The sequence below is a fragment of the Methanobrevibacter gottschalkii DSM 11977 genome, assembly GCF_003814835.1.
Classification (GTDB): domain Archaea; phylum Methanobacteriota; class Methanobacteria; order Methanobacteriales; family Methanobacteriaceae; genus Methanocatella; species Methanocatella gottschalkii.
This window is the reverse complement of the sequence record NZ_RKRG01000001.1, coordinates 599,596-623,596: the sequence shown is the minus strand read 5'-3', so window position 1 is coordinate 623,596 and position 24,001 is coordinate 599,596. Positions and strand designations below refer to the sequence as shown.

Genomic DNA, 24,001 nt, shown 5'->3' with positions numbered 1-24,001 from the left:
TCTTCTAAATATTTTTTTATTGAAATTCTTGAAAAATCAGAATCAATTCATTAAATATAATCAAAGTGGAAAATCATTAGATATTAGACACATATTGCAATTTTTATTACATACCAATCCGAGACCAGCATTTTCTGCTTTAAAAATGTTTTAAGATATTGCACATTAATGTAGAAATCTGCTTATCCTAATTGAAAATCCGCTCATATTATTCCATTCATTATATTGGATTCAAGCATGTTTAAATAATAAGTTTATTCATAAATATCAAAAATACCATATCTAATTTTAATTTATGAACACAATGATTATTTTTAAAATATTCTTTAAATCTGAGTGTATATGTGCCAAGGCATTTTGATGAATTTTACAAAAACTAGATAACTTCAAAATAAATATACTTTTTAATATTTTCATAATGATTTCAACTGTAAAATTTTTAAATGGCGTCATAAACTGTGTAATTAGTTTTTATCATCTTATAGTCAGATGTATCATATTCAAATTTCAGTTATGCTGTAGAAAAATTTAGCTATCTTTTCATCTTGATACATTTGAATAAATATGAATCTGAAAATTGTCATTATTCTTTCATTTCTTAATTGATATCGAAATATTTCAGAACCAGCTTGATAAAAGAATACTGAATCAGATTCAGGCAATGATTGCATATTAGAATCTTCTACCAGATGTGTTATCGAAATAATCAGAAAATGTTTCCAGAATCATCCATTAGCTTGTTTTGTGGAATAATGATTATAAATTGAATTCTTTTTAATTCCAACTTCATGAGCTATTTGCCTTAATGAAGTATTATTAAATCCCTTTTGTAAAAATAAATCCAATGATGCATCAAAAATTTTTTCCTTAGTAGTTTTTTCTCCCATAGTAAGACGTATTAGCTGAACAATGTGAAATTAATGATTGTTAGTTAACGAAATTTTAAAAAATAAAGTGGACTCACAAATACTCCAAACATTCCTCTTTTAAGAAAAATGCGTCCTCATTATCAGGATTTCTAAGTAATACTTTATTGAAACTATCAATTGCTTCTTTAAATTTTCCAAGTTCCATTAAAACCACTCCTTTATTAAGTAAAAAATCAATGTTATTTTTTTCTAAAGAAATAGCTTTATTAAAACAATCCAAAGCCTCATCAAGTTTTCCCAAATCAATATAAGCATTACCCATCCTATTAATAGCTGAAGCATCCATTTCAGAATCATCTAAACAAACTTCAACTGCCTTATCAAATGATTCAATAGCTTCTTCCAGCATGCCCATATCAGTTAATAAATTCCCACGGGAATTCCATACCTCAGGATTATCCCCATCAATAACTATAAGTTTATCATAAACTTTTAAAGCATTATCATATCTTCCAAGCATCTCTAAAATAAAACCTCTCCAATAAAGAACTATCGGACTACTTGGACGATAATTATAAGCAATATTACTTACTTTTAATGCTTCATTGATATTTCCAGAGTTTAGAAGTGCAATAGCTTTATTATTTAAGATATATACATTATCAGGCTCGATCATCAATGCTTTATCATAACACTCAATTGCATCCATAAATCTACCTAACCTTGATAAGTTATCTCCTTGTTTATTCAATAAATAAACATCATGAGGATCTAATTTTAAAGCAGCATCATAACACATGGTGGATTTGTCAAATTTACCACTATCAAATAGAATATCTGCTCTTTTAGAAATCATTGCTTTTTCATCAATTTTATCGCCTTTCCAATCATCAATATGAATTTTTTCAAAATAGATTATTTGGAATTTATCAGAAGGATCAATTCTTCCACCATACATCTTTTTAAATTCCTTCAGCATGTCTTTTGAATCTTTAAATCCTTCTTGACGAGCCAATTCATCATTACCTTTAAGTTCATCAAAAGAAATGTCTTCAATCTTTGTAACAAACGCTTCAAAAATCTTCATTTTTTCTTTTGATACTAAATTCCAATAACAATAAAGCCTATCTCCAACTTTAAGTGGAGTTTTCCATGCTTTACGAATTGTTCTGGTTTTTTTACCTGTAATAACATCAATATCATTACTTGAAAATGATAAAATCGGCATGATATACCTCATTAGATTACTTGTTCTCCAAATTCTCCTGATTTAACTTTAACAATCCCATTAAAATATGGTTTAATTTCCTGAGCCAGCATTACCAAATCATGCGGATTTGGGACATCCACCTTTTCTAAAGCTGGATCCAATACATTTTTATTTCTAAATTGCTGGATAGTGTAAATATCCGCTTTGATGTCATCCACTAAATTAATAATGTCTTTTTTTGTATGTAATGTTGGGACATAAGTTGTTCTTACTTCTAAATGAACTCCCGCATCATTTATTAAATTCATTGATTTTCTAACTTGAAAACCTACATTAGCTCCAGTGATTTTTTTATATTTAGAAAATGTTGTTTTAACATCAAGGGAGACATAATCAAGTAAATTTAAATCCAATATCTTTTTAAGATTATCCGGATATATGCCGCTAGTGTCCAATTTTGTTTTTAATCCAATTTGACGAACATAAGTTAAAATTTCTATTACTGCATCTACTTGTACCAGGGGTTCTCCACCAGAAATGACAACAGCATCTAAAAAATCAGCAGAATAATCAATTTCTTGTTTTACCTTATCAAAAGGCCATTCCGTATTGTCTTCTAAAAGTTCCACATTATGACAATATCTACAAGCCAAAGGGCATTTAGACATGAAAATGACTAATGACATATTTCCATGAAATTCAACGGAAGAAATAACAGTTCCACCTATATACATTATCCTAGAACCTCTTTTAGGATTTCAATGAATTTTTTATCTTCATCAAGAGTGCAAATACTTATTCTAATCCAATACTCATCCAATCCTTTAAATGAAGTACAATCCCTTACAATTATACCTTGTTTCATTAGTTCTAACGCTAATTCTGAGGCTGTAAAACCTGTTTCTTTAATATTGATTAGCATGAAGTTAGATTTAGATGGAAATACAAAAAGACCATCTATTTTTGAAATTTCATCATATAGATACTGTCTTGATTCAATACCTTTTTTAATTGAATTTTCAATATATTCAGTATCCTTAAGAGTATTAAGGGCCGCAATGAAAGATAATCTTGTTATAGAGAATACAGGTTTAATTCTGTGCATATATTCAATAATTTCAGAACATGCAAGACCATAACCAATTCTCATTCCAGCAAGCCCCAAAACTTTTGAAAATGTACGAATAATAAAAACATTATTAAATTCATTGATTAAATCTTTATTAGTAACTTCTGAATATTCAAAGTACGCTTCATCAATAACAATCAATATATTAGGGTTTTTAGAAGCGATGTCAATAAATACTTCTTGATCAATTAAAGCGCCATTAGGATTATTAGGACTGCACAAGAAAATCATTTTAGTTTTGTCAGTTATAGCATTATAAATTGAATCAACATCCAGTTCATTTTTTTCAATATCCCATCTTGCGTAAATTGGACTGGCTCCATATTGTTTTAATAAGTACTCATAATACATATAGGAAGGTAAAGGGACAATGAATTCATCTCCAGCATCTATGAATGTTTTTGCTAAAACATCAATTATTTCATCAGCACCATCGCCACCAATAATCACTTGAGAATCGTCTACACCGGAGTATCTGGCAATTTCTGATGCCAATTCCCCCAATTGTGATTCCGGATATCTATTTATAGTGTTAATTTCCTGTTTAATTGCGTCCATAGCTTTAGGAGAGGGCCCCCATGGATTTTCATTAGAACCTAATTTAATAATATCTTCTTTTTTTAAGTTAAAGTCTTGAGCAATCTCATCTTGAGATTTGCCCGGAACATAGGAATCCATTTCATCTACAATTTTTCTTGCTTTCATTCTAATCTTCCATGTATTGTTTGGAAAGTTTTACATAATTATCCGCATTATTTTGAATCAATTCAACTTGTTCTGGAGATAATTGTTTAACCGCTTTAGCAGGAATTCCTAAAATTAAACTATTCTCAGGAAATTCTTTACCTTCACTTACAACAGCACCTGCTCCAACAATAGAATTTTTAGAGATGTGTGCACCGTCTAAAACAGTTGCATTCATTCCGATTAAAACATTGTCATCTAATTTGCAACCATGGACAACTGCACCATGACCAACAGATACATTGTCCCCGATTTCAACTGGAAATCCTTTAGTACAGTGAATAACACAATTATCTTGAACATTAGAATTATTTCCAATAGTAATTGAGTCAGTATCTCCTCTTATTACAGCACCATGCCATATAGAGACATTTTCACCTAATTCAACATCACCAAATACTTGTGCGCCAGGGCATATTACAATAGAGTCTTCAATATTTTCCATAATATCGCCTCATTATTTTTTTATATTCTTATCTTGAATATCATTTTTTATATTTTTATCTTGAATAATATAATTTTGTTTTACTAACACCCTTGTGTCAGATGGTACATCATTATATAATAGAACTCCAGAACCAATAGTGGAATTATGACCCACTTTTACACCTGGAGAGAAACTTGAATTAATACCTGTTTTTACAGAATCCCCAATGATAGAACCGAATTTACGTCTTCCACTATCAATCATTTGATCTTTGATTTTTGTTTTAACTGATTTATTGTCAAAACGTAAATTAGCAATGTTAGTTCCTGCTGCAATATTACAATTAGAACCAATTACAGAATCTCCAACATAACTTAAATGACTAACATTAGTATTTTCCATAATAATTGAATTTTTAATTTCAACTGCATTTCCAACATGAACATTATCTCCGAAGTAAGAATTACCCCGAATATAAGAATTAGGACCTATATCACAATTTTTACCAATATACACATTACCTACAATGTAAACTCCCGCCCTAATTACACTTCCTTCATCCAAAAATACTTCCCCATGAATATGGGCTCCATCTTCCACTTTGCCTCTGATTTCAGTTTTAAGATTGCCAATTAGTTCTTCATTAACTTCAATCAATTCCCATGGACGACCTACATCAATCCAGTCTTTATCAGTTTTATGACCCATTACTTTTAATCCATCTTCAATTTGCATAGTTAAAGAATCAGTAATTTCATATTCCCCCCTTTGGGAAATTTCAGTTTTATCAATTTTATCAAATATATCTTTATTGAAAATATAAATTCCCGCATTAACTAAATTGCTTGGCGCTTCTTCTCTTTTAGGCTTTTCAACAATATTTTTAATATATCCATCTTCAATTTCAACGACACCGAATGCAGAAGGATTTTCTACCTCTGTTAAAAGCATTAAAGTATCTGGTTTTAACTCATCATATTTATTAATGAAATCACTAATAATCTCATCATCCAAAATGATATCTCCGTTTAAAACTATCAAGCTATCATCGATGAAGTTTTTTCCATAAGAAATTGCATCAGCAGTTCCCAAGAAATCTTTTTGCCTCTGATAAATAATATTAACTCCAAATTCGCTACCATCACCAAAGTAATTTCTAACCATTTCCTCTTTATAACGAACAATAAGTAAAATATCTTCAATACCATTTTCTCTTAATGATTCTATGTTATATTGCATGATTGGTTTCCCTGCAACAGGCAACATAGTTTTAGGCTTGGTAAGTGTTAATGGTCTCATCCTAGACCCTTCACCAGCGCATAAAATAATTGCTTTCACTTTTATTATCCCCTTTAAAAGTTTATATTAATGATATATAGTTAACTTGTTCCTTATTAATTAATTTTGCTAATCGAATAATTAATTTTAAATAATAGTTCACATAAACTCAAAACATATTAGCCATGCTAATGCATAAAATAAAAAAGGAGATTGAAAAATGACAATATACGTTTGTTTACACTGTGAATACAGATTTGATTCAGAAAAAGGAGACCCTGCTTACAACATTCCAGCTGGAGCAACTCCTGCAGATATGCCTGATGATTGGGTTTGCCCAGAATGTGCTGCATTAGGTATTGAAGCATTTATCGCAGAAGAAGAGGAAGAATAAATTTCTTCTTCTTAAAAACTTTTTTATTTTAAATTTAAAAATTGGCTTATTTTGATAAATACTCACCAAAACAGAGTTAAAAAAGAATTTTGAAGATTATATCTTCATAAATTTTCATTAATTATTTTCACACAAACCTCTTTGATTTCCTCAGCTCTTTTAGCATCTCTTGATTCTAAAGTAATTCTAATATAATCTTCAGTACCAGAAGGTCTTATAAGTACCCAGCTATCATCTTCAAATGTTAATCTAACTCCATCGAGAGGATTTACATCAGCAACATCATCAAATGCATTAATAAGTAAATTTTCCATGTTTTCCATTACTTTGATTTTAGCTTCTTTTGAACATACTATTTTTTCACGGATATTTGGATAGGATGGTATCGAATCCAAAAGATCAGATAATTTACCATCTCGTGAAACAATTGAAGCTATTCTTAAACCTGAAAGGATTCCGTCCGGACACATGCAAAAGTCTGGATGCAACCAAGTTCCAGAAGGTTCTCCACCAAAACTAGCATCTTTTTCAATTATTGCCTCAGCAACATTTACATCACCGACTGGAGTTCTTATTACTTTACCTTTGACGGATTCATCCATACATAATCCTGCATCAACTGTTGTTACAATATCTCCATCAAATTCTTTTGATATTAATGCTAGAAGAGAATCAAAGGGGGAAACATTACCATTTTCATCAACCGTAATCATTCTATCTGCATCACCATCATGAGCAATACCTAAATCTGCTCCAATAGCTACAACAGTTTTCATTAATGTTTGTAAGTTTTCCTCATTAGGTTCAGGATTCCTACCTGGGAAAAATCCGTCTACTTGAGAGTTAAGGGTTGTAACTTCACATCCTGCTTTTCTAAATACTAAAGGTGATATTTCACTACCTGCACCAGACGCGCAATCAATTACTACCTTTAAACCTTCTTTGATATCCACCAGGTTAACTAAATCATCAACATACTGCCCTTTGATTTCTTCATTGACACTTAACTTACCTATTTTATCCCAGTTAACTGAAATATAATCATTATTTGCATAAATTTTTTCAATTTCTGTTTCTTGTTTGGAAGTGTATGCCATTCCATTTTTATTCCATAATTTAATTCCGTTATACTGTGAAGGATTATGGGAGGCGGTTAACATGATTCCTGCATCAGCATCAAGTTTTTCAGTAGCATAACCGACTAATGGAGTTGGAACCATACCTATTTTTATAACATCAACACCACTTTCAAGCAAACCTGCACAAATTGCTTGATCCAACATCTGATTAGTTGTTCTTGTATCATAACCTAAAACTACAGTTCCAGAATTACCTAAATAGTAAGCTAAAGATTTACCTACATTTAATGCAAGTTCACAAGTTACTTCAGATCCTATTCTTCCTCTGATTCCTGATGTTCCAAATAGTTTTTTTGCTACCATAATACCACCTATGCACCGAATTTATGAGCATAATTCATTAAATCCATCATAATATTCATTACATCTGATCCTCTAATCCTATTAAGGCCTCCTTTAGCACAGGCTCTCTCAGAAAATTCTTTAACATCATCCACCCTTACTTCAGGACCTCTAATAAGCACAGGTACAGGATCTCCTGAATGATTCATTACTGAAATTGGAGTTGAATGATCGGCTGTTAAATAAATATAAACATTGTCAAGTTTCATTAATTCGCCCATAATAACACAATCGACTTTTTCTATGAACTCTTTTTTCTCTTTAGTTTGACCATCATGCCCTGCTTCATCAGCCCCATCGATGTTTACTAAGAAAAAGTCGTGTTCGGAGTTCTTAACTTGATCTATGATAGTATCACGAATATTTTCTAAGTTAGTATCTATTCCACCGGTTACATCCTCCATTTCGATGATATCCATTCCTGCAAATCTTCCAATTCCCATGATAAGTCCTGTTTCTGCAATACATGCTGAGTTTACTTCATATTTATCATTTAATGAATCGACAACAGGAACTTCACCTGCACCACGAGGGATGACAATGTTTGCCGGAGGTTTTCCTTCCTCAATTCTTTTTAAGTTAACTGGATGATCCTTAACCATTTCATAAGTTTTAAAAACTAATTTGTTTAAAATATCTGCAGTTTTTTTAGCTTCCTGAGTATCATCTAAAGCCTTAACTTCTTTAGGTTTATTGCCTTCAACTTTAGGGTCCGCATCGCTTACTTTACCGGAAAGCCCTTCACCTCTTAAAACTAAAACCGCTCTGTGACCAGTGGATTCTTTAAAGATTATTTTAATCTCAGGATAGTCTTCCAAAACCATTTTGTTTAATTCTTCAACTATTTCTTCAGTACCTTCTTTGATTCTTCCTGCACGCCTATCAGTTACAATTAAATTTTCATCTGCAGTTGAAAAATTACATCTGAATGCAATATCCCCTGGAAGAACATCTACTCCAACCCCATTTGCTTCAAACGGACCTCTTCCAGTATATACCTCATAAGGATTATAACCTAAGATGGAAAGGTGTGCAGTATCACTTCCAGGAATAATACCTGGAGCTATTGAATCCATAATACCAGTAATTCCTTCTTCAGCCATTTTATCCATATTAGGAGTATTAGCCGCTTCCAAAGGAGTTTTATTACCTAACTCCTTAATAGGACGATCACCCATACCATCCATAATTAAAATAAGTCCTTTCATAAATATCACCTAATAAATTATAATAATATCATTTCTATTTAATTAGTTAAATAATTTATTTAAATAAAAGTTAAAATTGTAAAAAAATTAAATTAGTAAAATTCCAACAAGTGCTCCGAAGATTGTTGCAAGTAAATTAACATGTTCATTAGTAAGCCACCCATTGTTTTCAAATAAAGCTCCTAAAATGCTATCCCCAAAACAGCCAATAGTACCAGATATAATTGAAACTAAAATTGCTAAAAATGGATTTGGCATTATTCCTAAGAAATATGCTGCAATACCAATAATAGCTGAACCAACGATTCCTGAAACAGTTCCCAACACTGAAACAGCACCATTAGTTCCCGGATCTACTTTTTGAAGAGTGGTTATTAAACGAGGATGAGGATCCAAAACCCCAATCTCAGAAGCCAATGTATCTGCTGTTGCTGTTGCAATTGCTCCAATGAAACCTCCAACAAATGGAGAGTAATACCCTCCAAATGCAGCCATAAAACAAGCTACAACACCATTTGAAATAACATTTTTAGATGTTCTTCTTCCTTCAAATTCACCTAAAGATAGTTTATACTTTTTAGAAAATTTAGTGGCAATTAAAGATAAAACAAGGAATAAAACAATTAACAATAACCAGTTGGTTCCAGCTGAAAAAATAATCACAATACCCATAATAATCATTACTGCAGAACCGAATAAATCTAAGGATTGTCTTCTATAAGTGATAAATCCTAAAATAAATAAAAGAATTACATATAACCAGTTAATCATTATCCCATACATTTCAATCACAATAATATATTTGTTTGAATTCTATAAATATGTTACTTAAATAAAAAAACATTTTCAACATCGAATTAAAACAATTAAAGAACATATTGAATAAATTGATAGATAACGGACTTAACCCATCAATAAATCAATAATATCAATTATTAACTAAATTTACAGATGAAAAGACCAATGAAACTTATTAAAATAAAAAAAAGAAAATGAAAAAAATCTTCCAAAATTTAATTTTACAACCCAGATATGAAACTAAAACAACTAACACCATTAATATTGCAAATATTGGATTGGCAGCATCATTTAAATTATTTACTGTAACATCATTCCCCTTGAATTTAAACCCTATTGACCATAAAGCGAAACAAGCAAAAATAAATAATTATCAAGTAGCGGACAATAATATGTTTGTATAAATACGAACAAAATTGATGAAAAATAAAAAAAGAAGTGATAAGTAATCCTATTTGATTACTTTACTTTTGATAATTTCCACTCTTTTAAGTGGATATATTTTTTTAGCATTGTGATAAATTTCAGATGCTAATTTACCATTTACAACAACTTTTATTAATTCGTCGAATGATTTTTCAGCTGCTGCCTCATTGAGTAAATCTTCAATTACTTTTCTCATGTATTTTTGTTGGGAAGATTTTGCTCTTCTTACAGTTACAGCAAGAACTTGAAGTTTGATTTTGCGACCATCTTTAGTAGTTGCAATAGTAGAAGCATCAATTCTAGAAGTTCCTCTTCTAATCATGCTTCTTACATAATCAGTAGTAGTTTTGTGTCCGGTGAATTTAGTGTTTGCAACTTCACCTGCAACATTATCAATTTCAAATCTGAGTTTGATGTACTGTTTTGAGAAGTCTCCAGTTAATTCTCTCATAGTAACTTCTACACCTCTTCCTATAAGAAGTTCAGGGTCTTTTGCAGGAGTTTCTCCAATTTCTTTATCTTCAAAGTTCACTGGGGTTTTAATAGTATACCAGGATTTTTCTTTCCATGTATCACGTACTCTACGTCTTGCTTTTGCTTTTGCCATTATATCAACCGTTTAAAATTATATATTATATAGTAATTTAGCGTTATGCCATTAAAATTTTATAAAATAGTCTTTAAATTAAGTATAGTACTTAAACTAAATTGTAAAAATGATTTTAAATAAGTATAAGTTTACAATCGTTGATTTGACTATTATGAATTATTCTCACGTTGTTTAAAGAGAATAAATTTAATTAAGTTTTAATTTATAAAATCCGCCCATAAAGGTTATTATTAGTTATTCTATTCATAATATATAAAGATTTTTGAAATTTTAAAAATAGTAAAAAAGTTATTAAAAGGGTGTCCGCCAAAAATCTAAAATTAATTTTTGTAACTAATTAAAAGTACTCCAATTCAAAAACAAAGAAAAATTTGCATCAAAAAAATTACTTTTGGCGAACACTCAAAATTTAAAAAAAATAAAAAAAGATGTTACACTTATAACATCCAGTCGACCAAAGTTTTAACTTTTGCTTGTTCCTCATCACTATTTGCAAATGCAGTAGGATCGTTGTTGCCACCTAAAATAACACTATCAGAAGCTCCAAAACCAACAACTGAAAATGCAAAACCTGCTTGAGCAGCTACAGGTTCGGCATTTTTAACTGCTTCTTCATCCCCACCCATAGTGAGAACAAAACCTATTTTTTTATCTGGAGAAGGCACATCCAATCCTTTAGCAGGGTTAAAAACACCATAAAATCTGTCAATTATAGTGTAAACAGGACCCGGCAAACGTCCAAAGTAGATGGGGGAGATTAAAAATGCACCATCAGCTTCTTTTAAATCGGCCACTAAATCTGTAGCATCATCATCTATTGAACAGTGCCCTAATTCCTTACAAGCATTGTCTGCATGACAGTAAGTGTAATCTTTTTCATATATATTCCAAATTTCGACATCATTAGTTCCTAATGACTCTTTGATGAATTCAGCAATAGCATCTGAATTTGCTCCCACACGTGGGCTTCCGGTAACAATTATATATTTAGACATATTTAAAATATAAGTGAACAAAATATATAAACTTTAATATAAATATGGAATTCATTTAACAAAATATAAAGTAGAACTCCATAATTTACACAATTATTTAAAATAAAAAATCGTAGGTTTAAAATAATAATATAAAAATTGTTCTGATAAAAAATTATTTATGCATGAAGTTATAATGATCAATATATCTTTGTAGAACTTCATCAATTGGACCTTCATCAATAACCAGCTTTAAATCCACATCATCCGCTTTAATTTTAGATTTAAATCCGTATTGAAGAGAAATTAAAACATCACAGTCTTCACAAGTTTTAATAACTTTACCACCCTGATGTTTTGAATCATCAGATATTTCAATATCCCTGCGTTCAATAAAATTTAATTTATTCTCCACATATTCATAAATATAAACAGATTTTCCTTTTCCAAGGTGCAAATCAACATTCTCACCATCGGAAGACACTACAGCTAATCTCATTTTTTATCCCCTATACTTCAGCACCATTTAATGCATGATGACATTCACAGTTTGGTGAATCTTCTGCATTTTTTATAAAATTATAAATTAATTCAAGCAAATCATGTTCTTTTTCACTAACAATATCGAAGACTTCATCAATCGTTAAAGTATTTGATGAAATGCCCGCCGCATAATTAGATACAATACATATTGAATTATAACAAATTCCCCTTTCACGTGCAAGTGTTACTTCTGGAACTCCAGTCATTCCAACCAAATCCCCTCCAAGCATTTTAAACATTTTAATCTCAGCAGGAGTTTCAAAACGTGGCCCCTCAGTGCACACATATGTTCCACCTAAAATTACATCACCAGATCTGTCCAAAATATCTCTTAAATTTGGACAATATGGTTCTGTCACATCAACATGGACAACCTTATCCTCATAGAATGTTTTAATTCTGTTTTGTGTGAAATCTAAAAAATCATTTGGAACAACGAATGAACCCGGAGCCATATCAATATTCATTGATCCAACGGAGTTGGTAGCTATTATCTGAGTAACCCCCACATTTCTTAATGCATCAATGTTTGCCCTATAATTAATCTTATGTGGTGGAATTGAGTGACCTTGAGCATGACGCGGAATAAAAGCAATTTTTTTGGAAAAAATTTCTAAAATTGAAACTGTAACTTCACCATAATCGGTTTTTACTACTTTTTTTGAGCATGAATCAGCTTTTTGAGTAATTTCATATACTCCACTACCCCCAATAATTCCAATCATGAAATCATCCTTTGCAAACTGAGAGCGGTTTAACTTTAGCTACTAATTTAGCAATGCCTGTTTCATCAGACACCCTAACTACACTATCCACGTCTTTATAAGCTCCAGGCGCTTCTTCTGCAATTACATTTTTACTAGTAGCTTTAATTTTAATACCTTTTGATTCTAAATCTTCAGTAATTTCATCCGCATTGTAATCTTTTTTAGCTTTAGATCTTGAAAGTATTCTTCCAGCGCCATGAGCAGTTGAACCAAATGTTTCTTCCATTGCAACATCAGTTCCGTGTAAAATGTATGACGCAGTACCCATTGTTCCGGGAATTAATACTGGCTGACCAACCGCCCTGTATTTTTCAGGCACTTCTTCACATCCAGGTCCGAATGCGCGAGTTGCACCTTTTCTGTGAACTAATACTTCTTCTTCACGGTTGTAAATTTTGTGAGTTTCCATTTTTGCAATATTATGAGCTACATCATAGACAATATCCATTTCCATTTCTTTTGCAGATTTTCCAAGTACTTCTTCGAAGGTTTCACGAACCCAATGAGTCATCATTTGCCTATTTGCCCATGCATAATTAGCAGCCGCTGCCATTGCTTGGATATATTCTTGTGCTTCTTTTGAATCAAGTGGTGCGCAGGCTAATTGTCTATCATCAATGTTAACTTTGTATTTTTTATAAGCTTTATCCATTACTCTTAAGTAATCTGAACATACCTGGTGACCGCATCCTCTAGAACCTGAGTGAATCATGACTACAATCATTCCTTTTTCAAGTCCGAATACTTTAGCCACCTCTTCATTGTAAATCTCATCAACAATTTGAACTTCTAAGAAGTGATTGCCTGAACCAAGAGAACCTAATTGTGGAATTCCTCTTTTTTTAGCTTTTTCAGATACGATACTTGAATCAGCATCAACCATTCTTCCATTTTCTTCCAGAACTTCCAAATCTTCAGGCCATCCATATCCATTATTAACAGCCCATTCAGCACCATAGTCAAGTACATCGTTGATTTCATTCTCTTCCAATCTTATTTTACCTTTACTTCCAACACCAGAAGGAATGTTTTTAAATAATTTTTCTGTAAGCTCATCTAATTTGCCATCAATATCATCAATAGTTAAATTGGATTTAATTAATCTAACTCCACAGTTAATATCAAATCCAACTCCTCCAGGTGATACGATTCCATTTCTTAATGAAAATGCTGCAACACCACCAATTGGAAATCCATAACCAAAATGGATATCAGGAAGACCAATGGAATATCTTTGAACACCCGGAAGGCAAGCTACATTGACAATTTGTTCAACAGCTCCCTCTTCAAGTTCATCAAAATATTCATCAGCAATATAAAACCTTCCAGAAGCCCTCATTTTTTTATTAAAAGATCCCGGAATCTCATAAACATTATCTTTAATTTTTTTAATTTCATCTTTAATACTCATAAAAATCACAAAATCATTATGTTCTAATATTTATTCGTAATATTATAAATAAAGTTTTGGTAAGCTAAACAAAATTAAAATTTTAAGAATGTTATAATATAATTAATTTATTTCCTAAATAATGCGGATACACCTGCAACAAGTAAAAAAATTGCACTTATTATATTAATATATTCAGATCCGACAATAACAAACATAGTTGCGATTATGAATCCTACACCAGCAATTTCAGTATCCTTTTTGACATAAACACTTGAAGCTAATCCTAAAAAGGACGCAATTATAGCTACAAAACCTAAAAAAGGAGTAGGGACATTATAAAAGGTTCCTAAAAATAATAAAATAGAACCAGAGAATGACCCAATAATTGATCCTATAATACCAAGTACCATTTCAAAATTTCTTGATACGATTCTAGTTCTTTTCATGATAAATAATATATTTCCAACAATATATATAGTTATAAATCAACAATAGCTTGGAGTTTTACGGGATTGGTCTCTAAAACTTCCATCTTATGGAAGGTTATCGCTTTAATTTCAGATTTCCTCTCGTGTTTATCCCAATCAATTTCTTCACCCATTATTGTTGCTTTTAATGAGAATCCTTCTGAAATTTCAACACTAAATTCAGAAAATAACATGAATTCCACTTCATGATAGAACAATAATTCTTCCAAATAATCATACAACATAGATACATTATCTTCTGAGGTTATTTCAAATGATATTTCTTTTGTCGGATTTATATAATTTGTATCTGAAATTATATTAAAAATAGCTAAACCTGCATTTTCAAAAGCTTCATTTAAGTTTTTTCCATAAGCTTTAAAACCAATATCCGCAGTTACTTCAAAATATTCAAATTTTTTCATAATTTACCTCAAAAATATTACTTTTCAAATGCTCTCTTACTCTTTTTTTATATTAGTCATTTAACAATTTTAAATATAGTGATTAACATGTTCGAAAATAATGACACCACAATTCAAGTAGATTTAAGGAAAAAAAATAGTTTAAAAGAAGAAATCATGTATAAAAATATCGATGTTCAATCTTGCATGGTAATGCTTGTAGTAATAGCAGCATTACTTTTATCTGTTATTTCTGTTGTAGCAGCCCAAAATCCATACATTATCTAATGGATTTTACGAATTTTATAAATACCAAACCCTTAGCTGCACATTAGATTCTACAAGCCTACCATGCAATAATCTAATGTTAACAGAACTAATTTCATACAGGAAAAAATTAAATAAGGTATTCGTCGGGGTTAAAACGCAATATAATTTCTCTAGAATTTCCTCTAACCCCTTTTCCTGTAAATTTCGTATCAATTAATCTTACAAATTCTAATTTATCCAATGTACGGTTAAAAGAAGCATAACTGGAATTTGTTTTTTCCCTATACATTTCAGCCAATTCACCAGCTTTGCAAACACCTTCCCAACCACTAATTACTTTTAGAAGATCTTTTTCCATATCGTTTAGTGAATTTAATGTTTCACGAATATTAATTGAAACTAATGAATCAATAGCCTGTTCAAAATGTTCTTGTGTTACTTCACGACTAGCACTTGCTTCTGCGAAATTACCGCAAGATTTTAAAAGATTAATCCCAATTCTTAAATCTCCATTTTCATAAGTATACATTGCAATTTGCTCCAATATATCCTCAGGCAGTACATTTGGAAAAAAACCTGCTTTTGCCCTATTTTTTAATATATCCTCAATTTCTGAGTAAGTATATAGGGGGAAATTAATTTCCTGCGGAATAAAAACTGAGTTTACATTTTTATCAAATGCATATTTAAATTCCAAATCAGACAAAATTGCAAAAATAGCTGTTTTAACTCCAGGATATTCTTCATATGCCCTAAGCATGTCATAAAATACTTTATTAGCTGTTTTTGATTGGAATAAATAATTGACATCATCTAAGGCAATAACAAGAGATTTATTATTCTTCTGAAGATTCTGCATGATTTGATCATAAATTCTTGAGAATGGAACTCCAGTTTCAGGTGGAATATGTCCAAATATCTTTTTATAAATTTGTGAGAATATTCCAAAACGAGTTGTGTGAAGCTGGCAGTTAATATAAACACAAACAACCTTTTCTGTGCTTTTTTCGACAAGTTCAAATACCTTTCTTATAGCTGTTGTTTTTCCGGTTGCAGGTGAACCTAAAACAATAGCATTTGACGGTTGACCACCAATCATTGCAGGCCTTATTGATATTGCCATTGCTTCCATTTGTGTATCTCTGAAATTGTAGTCTTGAGGTACATAATCTGGATCAAAAGCATTTATATTTTGAAAAAGACTTTCATCATGCATTAAAATATCTTCGATTCCCATATTATCTAATTTTATTTTAAGTATTATTTATTATTATTCTAATAAGTTTATCACATTAACTGGTTCATTTTCAGTTATCCAATTAGTGAATTTTTCAGCATACAATAATTTTTTACGTTTAAATTCATCAGCACCCTCAACTTTAACTTCAAGGTCCGGTCTTGAATATTTAGTTACTTTATCTCCGAAATCCATTCCCGCAAGTATAATTTCAGATGCCCCAAGTGCAACTGAAAGGAATAATGCTCTATCCCCATCAGTAAATCCCCCAAAGTTGTAAAGATTCCCTATAGGCTGTGCTTGTGTAGTTCCAAGGACATTGCTGAAAAGTGAGGACAGTGTAGCTACTTTATCAATATTATCTCCATGAGCATGGATTACCATGTTTGCCCCTCTAAGATTTGCAAGAAGTATATCATCAACATTTCCATCTAAATCCGTGCACACAATATCTGGAGAGATTTTCTCTTCAATTAAAGCGGTTGTTGCACCATCAGCTGCAACCAAAACATAATCTTTTAAATCATGATTTTCCTTTAACATTAAAACATGATTTTTTAGAGATGGTCCTGCTCCAAATACAATGAATTTATCTGAAAAACCTACAATTTGTGATAAATCATCTAATGTAAGGCAGCCTTCTGTTGATAAAATTTCATCGAGTAATTTTGCTGATTTCTCATCACCACTTCTTGAAAATCCAAAATCCTCAATTATGTCTTTATAATATTTTTCCCAGAGTCCGAATTCCATTTTTAAACCTCACTACAATAATAATTTTAACTTTTAATTAATTAAATAATTTATTATTTATTTACAACATTAATTTGAGCTCCAGTAATGTGAGCATATATATTATTAATTTGTCTTAAAGTAAAACCAACCATGATGGCTGAGATAATTGTTCCAATGTAAACTGCACCAAACATATCTGTATACCATAATCCGCACATTATTAATGACATCACAACCATTGAAGCATCAAAACCAATTTTTATAGTTGAAAATCTCCATCCAGTAACAATTGCAATTGCCTCAACACATCCTTCACCTGGAAGTGGTGCGATATTAGCCGGCATGTAAATGAATATTCCAAATGCAGTTAAAAAGATACTTATGAGCAAGAATAAAACAGACATCCATAATGATGAGTCAAATGGAATAAATGCAACAAAGTAAAGTGCTACATCGGTAAAGTATCCGAATAACACACAGTTAATCAATTGAAGCAATCTTTTTTTATGGAATTTTGATCTTAAGATTAATAATTGCATAACAATTAATGCTGCATTGAATATGAATGTTGTAATTCCAATATCGATATTGGTAATTAATGCCAGCGAATAAGAAATAGAACTTATAGGAGTTGTTCCAAGAAGTGACACAATTGAAAATGCAACACCGAATGACATTATTAATAAACCAATAACAAATGACAATATTCTTTTAACCCACATAATCCCACTACATTTTCTTTAAATCAGCTTCATTTCCAGATATCTTAGCATAAACAATATTAATTAATTTCACAGTTGCTCCAATTGAGACTGCGGCAATTATAGTTACAATACCCACACTCCCATTAATATGTCCGGTGAAGGTGAATAATACAATCAATGAGATGCTTATCATAGATATATCAAAAATAATTTTGGTTTTTGCAAATGATTGATTAGTTAAAATAGCTAATGCTTGTGTTACACCATCAACGGAAACTGGAACAGCATTCATTGGAACATATAAGAATAAACCAAATGCCAAGAGAACAATGCCTGAAATTAAGAAAATAATCTGAAAGGTTAAACTATTAGCAAGAGGCAAAAAACTCAATATAAACATTGAAAGTGAAGTAAATATTCCGAATATTACTCCAACGAAAAATTGTAAGAAATGTTTTGGTTTAAATGCTCTTCCAAGAAGAATTAACTCCACTAAAACTAAAAAACCTTGAAATATCATGTTGCAATAACCGAGATCAACTGAAGTTATTAAACTAATAGCATAAGGCACTGCCACAACAGGAGTTGAACCTAAATTGGATTTGATTGATAATGCAATTCCAATGTTCATGACAAACAGACCAACAGCATATCTGAACATTCTTTTGAAATTTATTTTACCCCAACTGAAAAAATTCATACATATAATATATGAACATACATATATTTAAAAACAATAAAAATTATAAAATTAATTAGCTTTTAATAAGCTATTGTACAAATTATTTTTATAATGGAGGAAAATTTAATGAACGAAACTTTATTAATGCTTCCAGGTCCAACTACAGTACATCCTAGAGTGCTTGCTGCAATGTCTAGAGCTGTTGTTAACCATAGAGGAGCTAAATATGGAGAAATTTTATCAGAAACTAATAAATTAATGGCTGATGTTTTCCAAACCTCTAATGATGCATATTTATTAACAGGATCTGGAACTGCAGCTATGGAAGCAGGTATCAGTAATACCGTTGCTTCTGGTGAAAAAATGCTCAACATTGTGGGAGGAAAATTCGGTGAACGTTTCATGAAAATCGCTCAGACCCATGGAATTGATGCGCAAGAATTAGCAGTAGAATGGGGAACTGCTGTAACTCCTGAAGCAATTAAAGAAGCTTTAGATGCAGATGAAGATATTAAAGCAGTATCTGTAATTCACAACGAAACTTCTACTGGAGTAGCTGCACCTATTGAGGAAATTGGTAAAGTAATGAAAAATTACGATGCATTATACATCGTAGATACTGTATCTTCCCTTGGAGGAGATTATGTAGATGTGGACAAATTTGGAATCGATGTCTGCGTAACTGGTTCTCAAAAATGTATTGCCGCACCACCTGGAATGGCCGCCATTACTTTAAGTGATGATGCCTGGGCTGCTGCAGATAAAATTGACTCACCTACATTCTACTTAGATATGAAAGCTGCAAGAAAAAGTGGAAACAAAGTTCCACCTCAAACTCCATACACTCCTGCCGTATCATTAACCTATGCAATGAACGAAGCATTGAATATGGTTATGGAAGAAGGACTTGAAGCTAGAGTTGCACGTCATCATAAAGCTGCTGAAGCTAGTGTAGCAGCTGTTAAAGCATTAGGTTTAGAATTATTTGCTGATGAAGCAGTATCATCTGCAACTGTAACTGCCGTAAAAATGCCTGAAGGAATCAGTGATGATCAATTCAGAGGAACCACCCGTGATAAATATGGTGTAGAATTAGCCGGTGGACAGGATCATCTAAAAGGAAACATCTTCAGAATCGGACACATGGGAAACATTTCTTACAAAGAACTAACTCAAGCGTTTGCTGCTATCGGTATGACCTTAAAAGGTTTAGGTGTAATTGAAGATGCTGGTGCTGGTGTAGCATCCATCGCAGAATCATATTTATGATTCTGTTTTTCTATTTTTTTAAATTTCAATTTTAGTAATATATTTTTTACATTAGTTATAAGTTAAAAGTTACACTTGAAATACACCTCTCAGATTTTATTTATAAACCCAGTACAAATAAACATGAACTAAGTTATAAGTTAAAAGTTACACTTGAAATATACCTCTTGAAATACATTAACTTCCTGACAAATCATTACCTCAAGACATCAAACTTATATGAAATGACATTAAAAGAATTTTAAGATTCAACATCACTAATCAATTCAATTGAATATGTTGTACTGATTAAATTCAAGAAAACGGATGTAATCATTTCATTATTAAATGAACCTCAAAAATAAATAGACATCTAATGGAATGGACTGTTTTTTTAAGCCATTTCAACAATATTCTAAATCAAAACCAAGAAATGTTAAATAACATTATGAATTAACAGAATCTGTGCTTACAAGGCTGTTAGAATTAGAATATGAAAAGATTATCCATAAGTAATTTAAAAACTAGACAAAACTAAAAATATTTTAAATAATAACAACAAAAGATGTTAATAATAAATTAGGATGTGAAAATATGTCTGAAAATATAAAAACAACAGTAGAAGAATTACGTAAACTTATTAATGTAGAAAATGTTGTTGGACAACCTATTGAAACCGAAGACAAACTTCTAATACCTGTAATGAGAATGGGCGTTGGATTTGGCGTTGGGGAAAATATCTTAGGTGCTGACAAAGGTGATGCCGCAGGTGCTGGCGCTGGAGTTGAACCAATTTCCATGGTAGTAATTCCTAAGAAAGGAAATGATTCTGAAGGAGTTCGTGTGCTCAACTTAAGTAAAGGAAATCAAACCAACAAAGCATTATCCGATCTAGGTTTATTAATAAGTGATTTAGTCAAAAATTATATTAATAATGATGAAAAAATTGACGAATCAGAATACATTGAACCAGAATTTACCACTGCTGATGATGAATAAACATGTTAAACATCCTATTGATGATTATTTTAATAATCTTCTTTTCCATTATTGTTTTACTCTATTTTGGTGTTAAAATATCACTTATTTATGATAAAACAGACAGTAAACTTGAAGGATGTTTACAAATATCAATTTTAAGAAAAATTAAAATATACACATTAAACCTCTCATCATTAAACAAAGATAAAAAAAATGATGAAAATGAAAAAAAAACAAATAACGATATAAAACAACTATTTAAACTACTTAAACCTTGTTTTGGACCTTTTAAACTATTTTTAAAATCATTTATGAAATGTATTAAAGTTCAAAATCTTGAAAATCATCTCATTTTTGGCATGGACTCATACACAGATACGGCAAAATATATTGGATACATTTGGAGTTTCATCATAATTATAAATTCTTCTCATAAAAATGCAAAACTAAGTGCTGAACCTTCATTTAATGGAATTGTTTTTGATGTAAATGGCATTAATGAACTTGAGATAAATATCTTAAAATTAATCCCCCCAGTTTTGAGATTAATTTCTAAAAAAGAAGTAAGGACATTAATCAAAGAGGTTAAAAAATGAAAGAAAATATCAAAAGTTTCATTCTAGATATTGCAAACATTAAAGAAATTATTGAATATGATTTTTATGAAACCTGCGGTTTTACATTCGTGTTTAAAAGTGAATTTCTCAAAGTAAAAAATCAAATAAATTCTGCAACCATTGCACCTATTGGAATAATTTATTATGAAAATGAAGAATATTATTTTGCCCCGTTAGCCAATGATGTTAATGTTGACATCATTGTCAAAAATTATTTGAAATTTAAAAATTGATTAAAAGCCATATATAACATTAAATATTATAAAACAAGATCCGTAAACGATTTCTTAAAAAACACAACCAAAATCAAGTTTAAATAAAACAAAAAAATTAAACAAAAATTTTAAAAGAATAGAATGCTATTTATTTATCTTTACAATGTCCCATAATTAATTTTTAGGTAATGGAATGTCCTCACTTTCTACAATTACTTCAACTACAAGGGGTCCTGTTAACTCTTTTTCTAGAATTAGTTCCAAATCAGCTAAATTATCTACCTTAATAGCATCAATTCCATAACTTGAAGCTAATTTTGTAAAGTCAGGATTATTTAATTTAACTTGGTATGGTTTCATGCCATATATGGATTCCTGCCATTGCCGTATAATCCCATATTCTGAATTATTTAAAATGAATATAATTATATTCAAGTTATTTTCGCGAATAGTAGCCAATTCCTGAAGATTCATATGGAAATCCCCATCTCCATTGATTACTATTATCTTTTCATCTGTTGCAATTGCAGCACCAATAGCTGCTGGAAGACCATACCCCATTGGAGCCATAGATCCTGAAAACAATAATTGGCCCGGTTTTAAAGATTTTTTAAGAAGTGTTGTCCAAGTAGTGTGTGAACCTGCATCCGCTGCAATGATATTATCATTAAATTTGTCTAAAATTCGTTTAATAGATGCTTGAGGTTTAAAATCTACATCCAAACCTTCGATTTCGATTTTATTATTAATCTCTAAAATTTCACATAACCATTCAGCTTTTTTAAAGCTAATTTTAAGTAAAAAATCTTCAACCTTTCCCTGAATTGGACAATTACCAATTAAAACATCTTTATTAATATTTACATGAATCAAATTCTTTGGGATTTCGGGTAAAGTCCTTTCTGATGCTTTTATACCTAACGCAATAACACAATCTGCATTTTCAATTGCATATTTTGACCTTGGTGTGGAACGTATCCCTATAATACCCAAATTTATCTCATCTTCTTCTGAGATAATTCCTTTTGCGTGAAATGTTGTAGTGACTGGGATTTGATACATATGTGCAAGCATTTCAATGTTTTCTTTTTGTGAAATTGCACCTGCACCTAATATAAGCAAAGGTTTTTCTGATGCATTTATTAACTCTTGAGCTTTAGATATATTTGACAAATCCTCCTCACATAAATAACATAACTCAAAATCATCGAAATCTTCCTGAAGCAATATATCTTTTGATAAGTTAATATGAATTGGCCCTTTTGGAATGGTTTTAAGCTCATAAATAGCTGCCCTTAAAACATACATTGCCTCAGTTCCATTTAAAGGATTGTAAGATGCCCGAGTTATGTTTTTAAAAATATCTACTTGAGGAGTGGATTGAAAATGATCAGACCCCCTGTATTTTAATTCATTATCCCCCGTCAATATAAGTAATGGGACATTATCTTTAAACGCAGTAGCAACTGCCATTGTAAAGTTCAAAGCACCGGGAGATGCAGTTGCAATACAGACACCAATCTTGCCACTTGACCTATAATATCCATCAGCTGCATGAGCTGCTGCCTGTTCATGCCTTGTTAAAATGTGATTAATGTTAGATTCAGATAATGCTTTATAAACTGGCATTATCTGCTCGCCAGGTATCCCGAAGATATTTTCTATTCCTTCTTCTTCAAGAATTTTAACAATATTATCTGCTACATTCACTCTTCCACCTCCTGATAAGATCCATTATATTCACCAGAACCAACAACAGGAAATACAACAGCCTGAGCGATTCTATCCCCTGATTTGATTTTATATTCATAGTCCCCATGATTGTAAATCATGAACATGAGAGTCCCATAAAATCCGGGATCACCTACTGCTGTTTGAACAGAAACAAAAGATCTAAGAAGTGTTGATCTTGGAAGATAAAGCATGGCATATCCTTTTGGAATTTTAATTTTCCTTTTAATACTTGCAAGATATGCAGTATGTGGTTTTAAAGTGTAGATGCCTCCATCCATTTCTTTAATTTCGGGCAAGTTTTTTTCATTATCAATTAAAGACCCGCCGCTTTCTTGTGTATATATCTTATCTAATTCCAAATCAATTCCAGAAGGCTGTACTAAATCAGCGAAGTCTGGAAATAACTTAACAAGTTCTCTTTCACCAAGCATTATATCAAAACCTTTTAATAATTTA

The 24,001-nt window shown here is 31.1% G+C and carries 30 protein-coding genes; 7 read left to right on the top strand and 23 right to left on the bottom strand.

Annotated features, from left to right (window positions below):
* Window positions 1-500: 500 nt before the first annotated feature.
* From EDC42_RS09425 to glmU, 7 genes are all read right to left on the bottom strand, one after another.
* On the bottom strand, window positions 501-671 hold the full coding sequence (locus tag EDC42_RS09425; protein ID WP_158005583.1) for a hypothetical protein: 171 nt from the start codon (window positions 669-671) through the stop codon (window positions 501-503).
* A gap of 54 nt (window positions 672-725) precedes the next feature.
* The gene (locus EDC42_RS03120) at window positions 726-887 is read right to left on the bottom strand and encodes a TetR/AcrR family transcriptional regulator (RefSeq protein WP_083234847.1); all 162 of its coding nucleotides are present in this window, start codon (window positions 885-887) and stop codon (window positions 726-728) included.
* A 73-nt stretch (window positions 888-960) separates the two neighbouring features.
* Complete coding sequence (locus EDC42_RS03115) at window positions 961-2,097, bottom strand: tetratricopeptide repeat protein (RefSeq protein ID WP_069574571.1); 1,137 nt, start codon at window positions 2,095-2,097, stop codon at window positions 961-963.
* Between the two features lie 11 nt (window positions 2,098-2,108).
* Window positions 2,109-2,813, bottom strand: coding sequence for an anaerobic ribonucleoside-triphosphate reductase activating protein (locus EDC42_RS03110; protein ID WP_069574572.1), 705 nt, complete (start codon window positions 2,811-2,813; stop codon window positions 2,109-2,111).
* Window positions 2,813-3,913, bottom strand: coding sequence for a histidinol-phosphate transaminase (gene hisC / locus EDC42_RS03105; protein WP_069574573.1), 1,101 nt, complete (start codon window positions 3,911-3,913; stop codon window positions 2,813-2,815). The genes EDC42_RS03110 and hisC overlap by 1 nt, the downstream gene beginning before the upstream one ends.
* Before the next feature lies 1 nt (window position 3,914).
* Window positions 3,915-4,397: a gamma carbonic anhydrase family protein gene (locus tag EDC42_RS03100; protein ID WP_069574574.1), complete on the bottom strand. Its 483-nt coding sequence runs from the start codon at window positions 4,395-4,397 to the stop codon at window positions 3,915-3,917.
* A 12-nt stretch (window positions 4,398-4,409) separates the two neighbouring features.
* The gene (glmU, locus tag EDC42_RS03095; RefSeq protein WP_083234848.1) at window positions 4,410-5,723 is read right to left on the bottom strand and encodes a bifunctional sugar-1-phosphate nucleotidylyltransferase/acetyltransferase; all 1,314 of its coding nucleotides are present in this window, start codon (window positions 5,721-5,723) and stop codon (window positions 4,410-4,412) included.
* A 154-nt stretch (window positions 5,724-5,877) separates the two neighbouring features.
* Between glmU and EDC42_RS03090 the strand changes: the two genes are divergently transcribed.
* Window positions 5,878-6,051 (top strand): rubredoxin, encoded by a 174-nt coding sequence (locus EDC42_RS03090; RefSeq protein WP_083234849.1) that lies wholly within the window; start codon window positions 5,878-5,880, stop codon window positions 6,049-6,051.
* A gap of 104 nt (window positions 6,052-6,155) precedes the next feature.
* Here EDC42_RS03090 and glmM read toward each other — a convergent pair whose 3' ends face one another.
* From glmM to EDC42_RS03075, 3 genes are all read right to left on the bottom strand, one after another.
* Window positions 6,156-7,493, bottom strand: coding sequence for a phosphoglucosamine mutase (glmM, locus tag EDC42_RS03085; protein WP_069574576.1), 1,338 nt, complete (start codon window positions 7,491-7,493; stop codon window positions 6,156-6,158).
* 8 nt (window positions 7,494-7,501) lie between these two features.
* Window positions 7,502-8,740: a 2,3-bisphosphoglycerate-independent phosphoglycerate mutase gene (locus EDC42_RS03080; protein WP_069574577.1), complete on the bottom strand. Its 1,239-nt coding sequence runs from the start codon at window positions 8,738-8,740 to the stop codon at window positions 7,502-7,504.
* Window positions 8,741-8,827: 87 nt separating this feature from the next.
* Window positions 8,828-9,523, bottom strand: a complete 696-nt coding sequence (locus EDC42_RS03075) for a TIGR00297 family protein (RefSeq protein WP_369815336.1) — start codon at window positions 9,521-9,523, stop codon at window positions 8,828-8,830.
* Between the two features lie 209 nt (window positions 9,524-9,732).
* On the opposite strand from EDC42_RS03075, the gene EDC42_RS03070 reads away from it, so the two are divergent.
* Window positions 9,733-9,942, top strand: a complete 210-nt coding sequence (locus EDC42_RS03070) for a hypothetical protein (RefSeq protein WP_069574578.1) — start codon at window positions 9,733-9,735, stop codon at window positions 9,940-9,942.
* 47 nt (window positions 9,943-9,989) lie between these two features.
* Here EDC42_RS03070 and EDC42_RS03065 read toward each other — a convergent pair whose 3' ends face one another.
* The 7 genes from EDC42_RS03065 to EDC42_RS03035 all read right to left on the bottom strand — a co-directional run bounded on the left by EDC42_RS03065 (window position 9,990) and on the right by EDC42_RS03035 (window position 15,143).
* Window positions 9,990-10,571 (bottom strand): 30S ribosomal protein S3ae, encoded by a 582-nt coding sequence (locus tag EDC42_RS03065; RefSeq protein ID WP_069574579.1) that lies wholly within the window; start codon window positions 10,569-10,571, stop codon window positions 9,990-9,992.
* Window positions 10,572-11,011: 440 nt separating this feature from the next.
* Window positions 11,012-11,569 carry a flavodoxin family protein gene (locus EDC42_RS03060; RefSeq protein ID WP_123833380.1) on the bottom strand — a complete coding sequence of 186 codons (558 nt, stop codon included), beginning with the start codon at window positions 11,567-11,569 and terminating at the stop codon, window positions 11,012-11,014.
* Window positions 11,570-11,723: 154 nt separating this feature from the next.
* On the bottom strand, window positions 11,724-12,047 hold the full coding sequence (locus EDC42_RS03055) for a NifB/NifX family molybdenum-iron cluster-binding protein (protein WP_069574085.1): 324 nt from the start codon (window positions 12,045-12,047) through the stop codon (window positions 11,724-11,726).
* Between the two features lie 10 nt (window positions 12,048-12,057).
* Complete coding sequence (gene mtnP / locus EDC42_RS03050; RefSeq protein ID WP_069574089.1) at window positions 12,058-12,816, bottom strand: S-methyl-5'-thioadenosine phosphorylase; 759 nt, start codon at window positions 12,814-12,816, stop codon at window positions 12,058-12,060.
* Window positions 12,817-12,820: 4 nt separating this feature from the next.
* The gene (locus EDC42_RS03045) at window positions 12,821-14,269 is read right to left on the bottom strand and encodes an RtcB family protein (protein WP_069574094.1); all 1,449 of its coding nucleotides are present in this window, start codon (window positions 14,267-14,269) and stop codon (window positions 12,821-12,823) included.
* Between the two features lie 107 nt (window positions 14,270-14,376).
* On the bottom strand, window positions 14,377-14,697 hold the full coding sequence (locus EDC42_RS03040) for a hypothetical protein (RefSeq protein WP_069574098.1): 321 nt from the start codon (window positions 14,695-14,697) through the stop codon (window positions 14,377-14,379).
* A gap of 32 nt (window positions 14,698-14,729) precedes the next feature.
* Window positions 14,730-15,143 (bottom strand): archease, encoded by a 414-nt coding sequence (locus EDC42_RS03035; RefSeq protein ID WP_069574102.1) that lies wholly within the window; start codon window positions 15,141-15,143, stop codon window positions 14,730-14,732.
* 87 nt (window positions 15,144-15,230) lie between these two features.
* Between EDC42_RS03035 and EDC42_RS03030 the strand changes: the two genes are divergently transcribed.
* Window positions 15,231-15,410 carry a hypothetical protein gene (locus EDC42_RS03030; protein WP_069574108.1) on the top strand — a complete coding sequence of 60 codons (180 nt, stop codon included), beginning with the start codon at window positions 15,231-15,233 and terminating at the stop codon, window positions 15,408-15,410.
* Between the two features lie 109 nt (window positions 15,411-15,519).
* On the opposite strand, the gene EDC42_RS03025 is transcribed toward EDC42_RS03030, so the two are convergent.
* From EDC42_RS03025 to EDC42_RS03010, 4 genes are read right to left on the bottom strand one after another with little or no spacing between them, the layout of a single operon-like run.
* On the bottom strand, window positions 15,520-16,629 hold the full coding sequence (locus tag EDC42_RS03025; protein WP_069574113.1) for an ORC1-type DNA replication protein: 1,110 nt from the start codon (window positions 16,627-16,629) through the stop codon (window positions 15,520-15,522).
* A gap of 33 nt (window positions 16,630-16,662) precedes the next feature.
* Window positions 16,663-17,382 (bottom strand): 6-hydroxymethylpterin diphosphokinase MptE-like protein, encoded by a 720-nt coding sequence (locus EDC42_RS03020; RefSeq protein WP_069574120.1) that lies wholly within the window; start codon window positions 17,380-17,382, stop codon window positions 16,663-16,665.
* Between the two features lie 53 nt (window positions 17,383-17,435).
* The gene (locus tag EDC42_RS03015) at window positions 17,436-18,086 is read right to left on the bottom strand and encodes a YczE/YyaS/YitT family protein (protein WP_069574125.1); all 651 of its coding nucleotides are present in this window, start codon (window positions 18,084-18,086) and stop codon (window positions 17,436-17,438) included.
* Between the two features lie 7 nt (window positions 18,087-18,093).
* The gene (locus EDC42_RS03010) at window positions 18,094-18,699 is read right to left on the bottom strand and encodes a YczE/YyaS/YitT family protein (protein ID WP_170151644.1); all 606 of its coding nucleotides are present in this window, start codon (window positions 18,697-18,699) and stop codon (window positions 18,094-18,096) included.
* Between the two features lie 177 nt (window positions 18,700-18,876).
* On the opposite strand from EDC42_RS03010, the gene EDC42_RS03005 reads away from it, so the two are divergent.
* The 4 genes from EDC42_RS03005 to EDC42_RS02990 all read left to right on the top strand — a co-directional run bounded on the left by EDC42_RS03005 (window position 18,877) and on the right by EDC42_RS02990 (window position 21,829).
* Complete coding sequence (locus EDC42_RS03005) at window positions 18,877-20,019, top strand: pyridoxal-phosphate-dependent aminotransferase family protein (RefSeq protein ID WP_069574136.1); 1,143 nt, start codon at window positions 18,877-18,879, stop codon at window positions 20,017-20,019.
* A gap of 573 nt (window positions 20,020-20,592) precedes the next feature.
* Window positions 20,593-20,997, top strand: a complete 405-nt coding sequence (locus EDC42_RS03000) for a GerW family sporulation protein (RefSeq protein ID WP_069574141.1) — start codon at window positions 20,593-20,595, stop codon at window positions 20,995-20,997.
* Between the two features lie 2 nt (window positions 20,998-20,999).
* Window positions 21,000-21,575, top strand: a complete 576-nt coding sequence (locus EDC42_RS02995) for a DUF2953 domain-containing protein (protein ID WP_091698958.1) — start codon at window positions 21,000-21,002, stop codon at window positions 21,573-21,575.
* On the top strand, window positions 21,572-21,829 hold the full coding sequence (locus EDC42_RS02990) for a hypothetical protein (protein ID WP_069574143.1): 258 nt from the start codon (window positions 21,572-21,574) through the stop codon (window positions 21,827-21,829). Before EDC42_RS02995 ends, EDC42_RS02990 begins: the two co-directional genes overlap by 4 nt.
* 156 nt (window positions 21,830-21,985) lie before the next feature.
* Here EDC42_RS02990 and EDC42_RS02985 read toward each other — a convergent pair whose 3' ends face one another.
* The gene (locus EDC42_RS02985) at window positions 21,986-23,521 is read right to left on the bottom strand and encodes a thiamine pyrophosphate-binding protein (protein WP_069574145.1); all 1,536 of its coding nucleotides are present in this window, start codon (window positions 23,519-23,521) and stop codon (window positions 21,986-21,988) included.
* The gene (locus tag EDC42_RS02980) at window positions 23,518-23,976 is read right to left on the bottom strand and encodes a dCTP deaminase (RefSeq protein WP_069574147.1); all 459 of its coding nucleotides are present in this window, start codon (window positions 23,974-23,976) and stop codon (window positions 23,518-23,520) included. The genes EDC42_RS02985 and EDC42_RS02980 overlap by 4 nt, the downstream gene beginning before the upstream one ends.
* Window positions 23,977-24,001 lie beyond the last annotated feature (25 nt).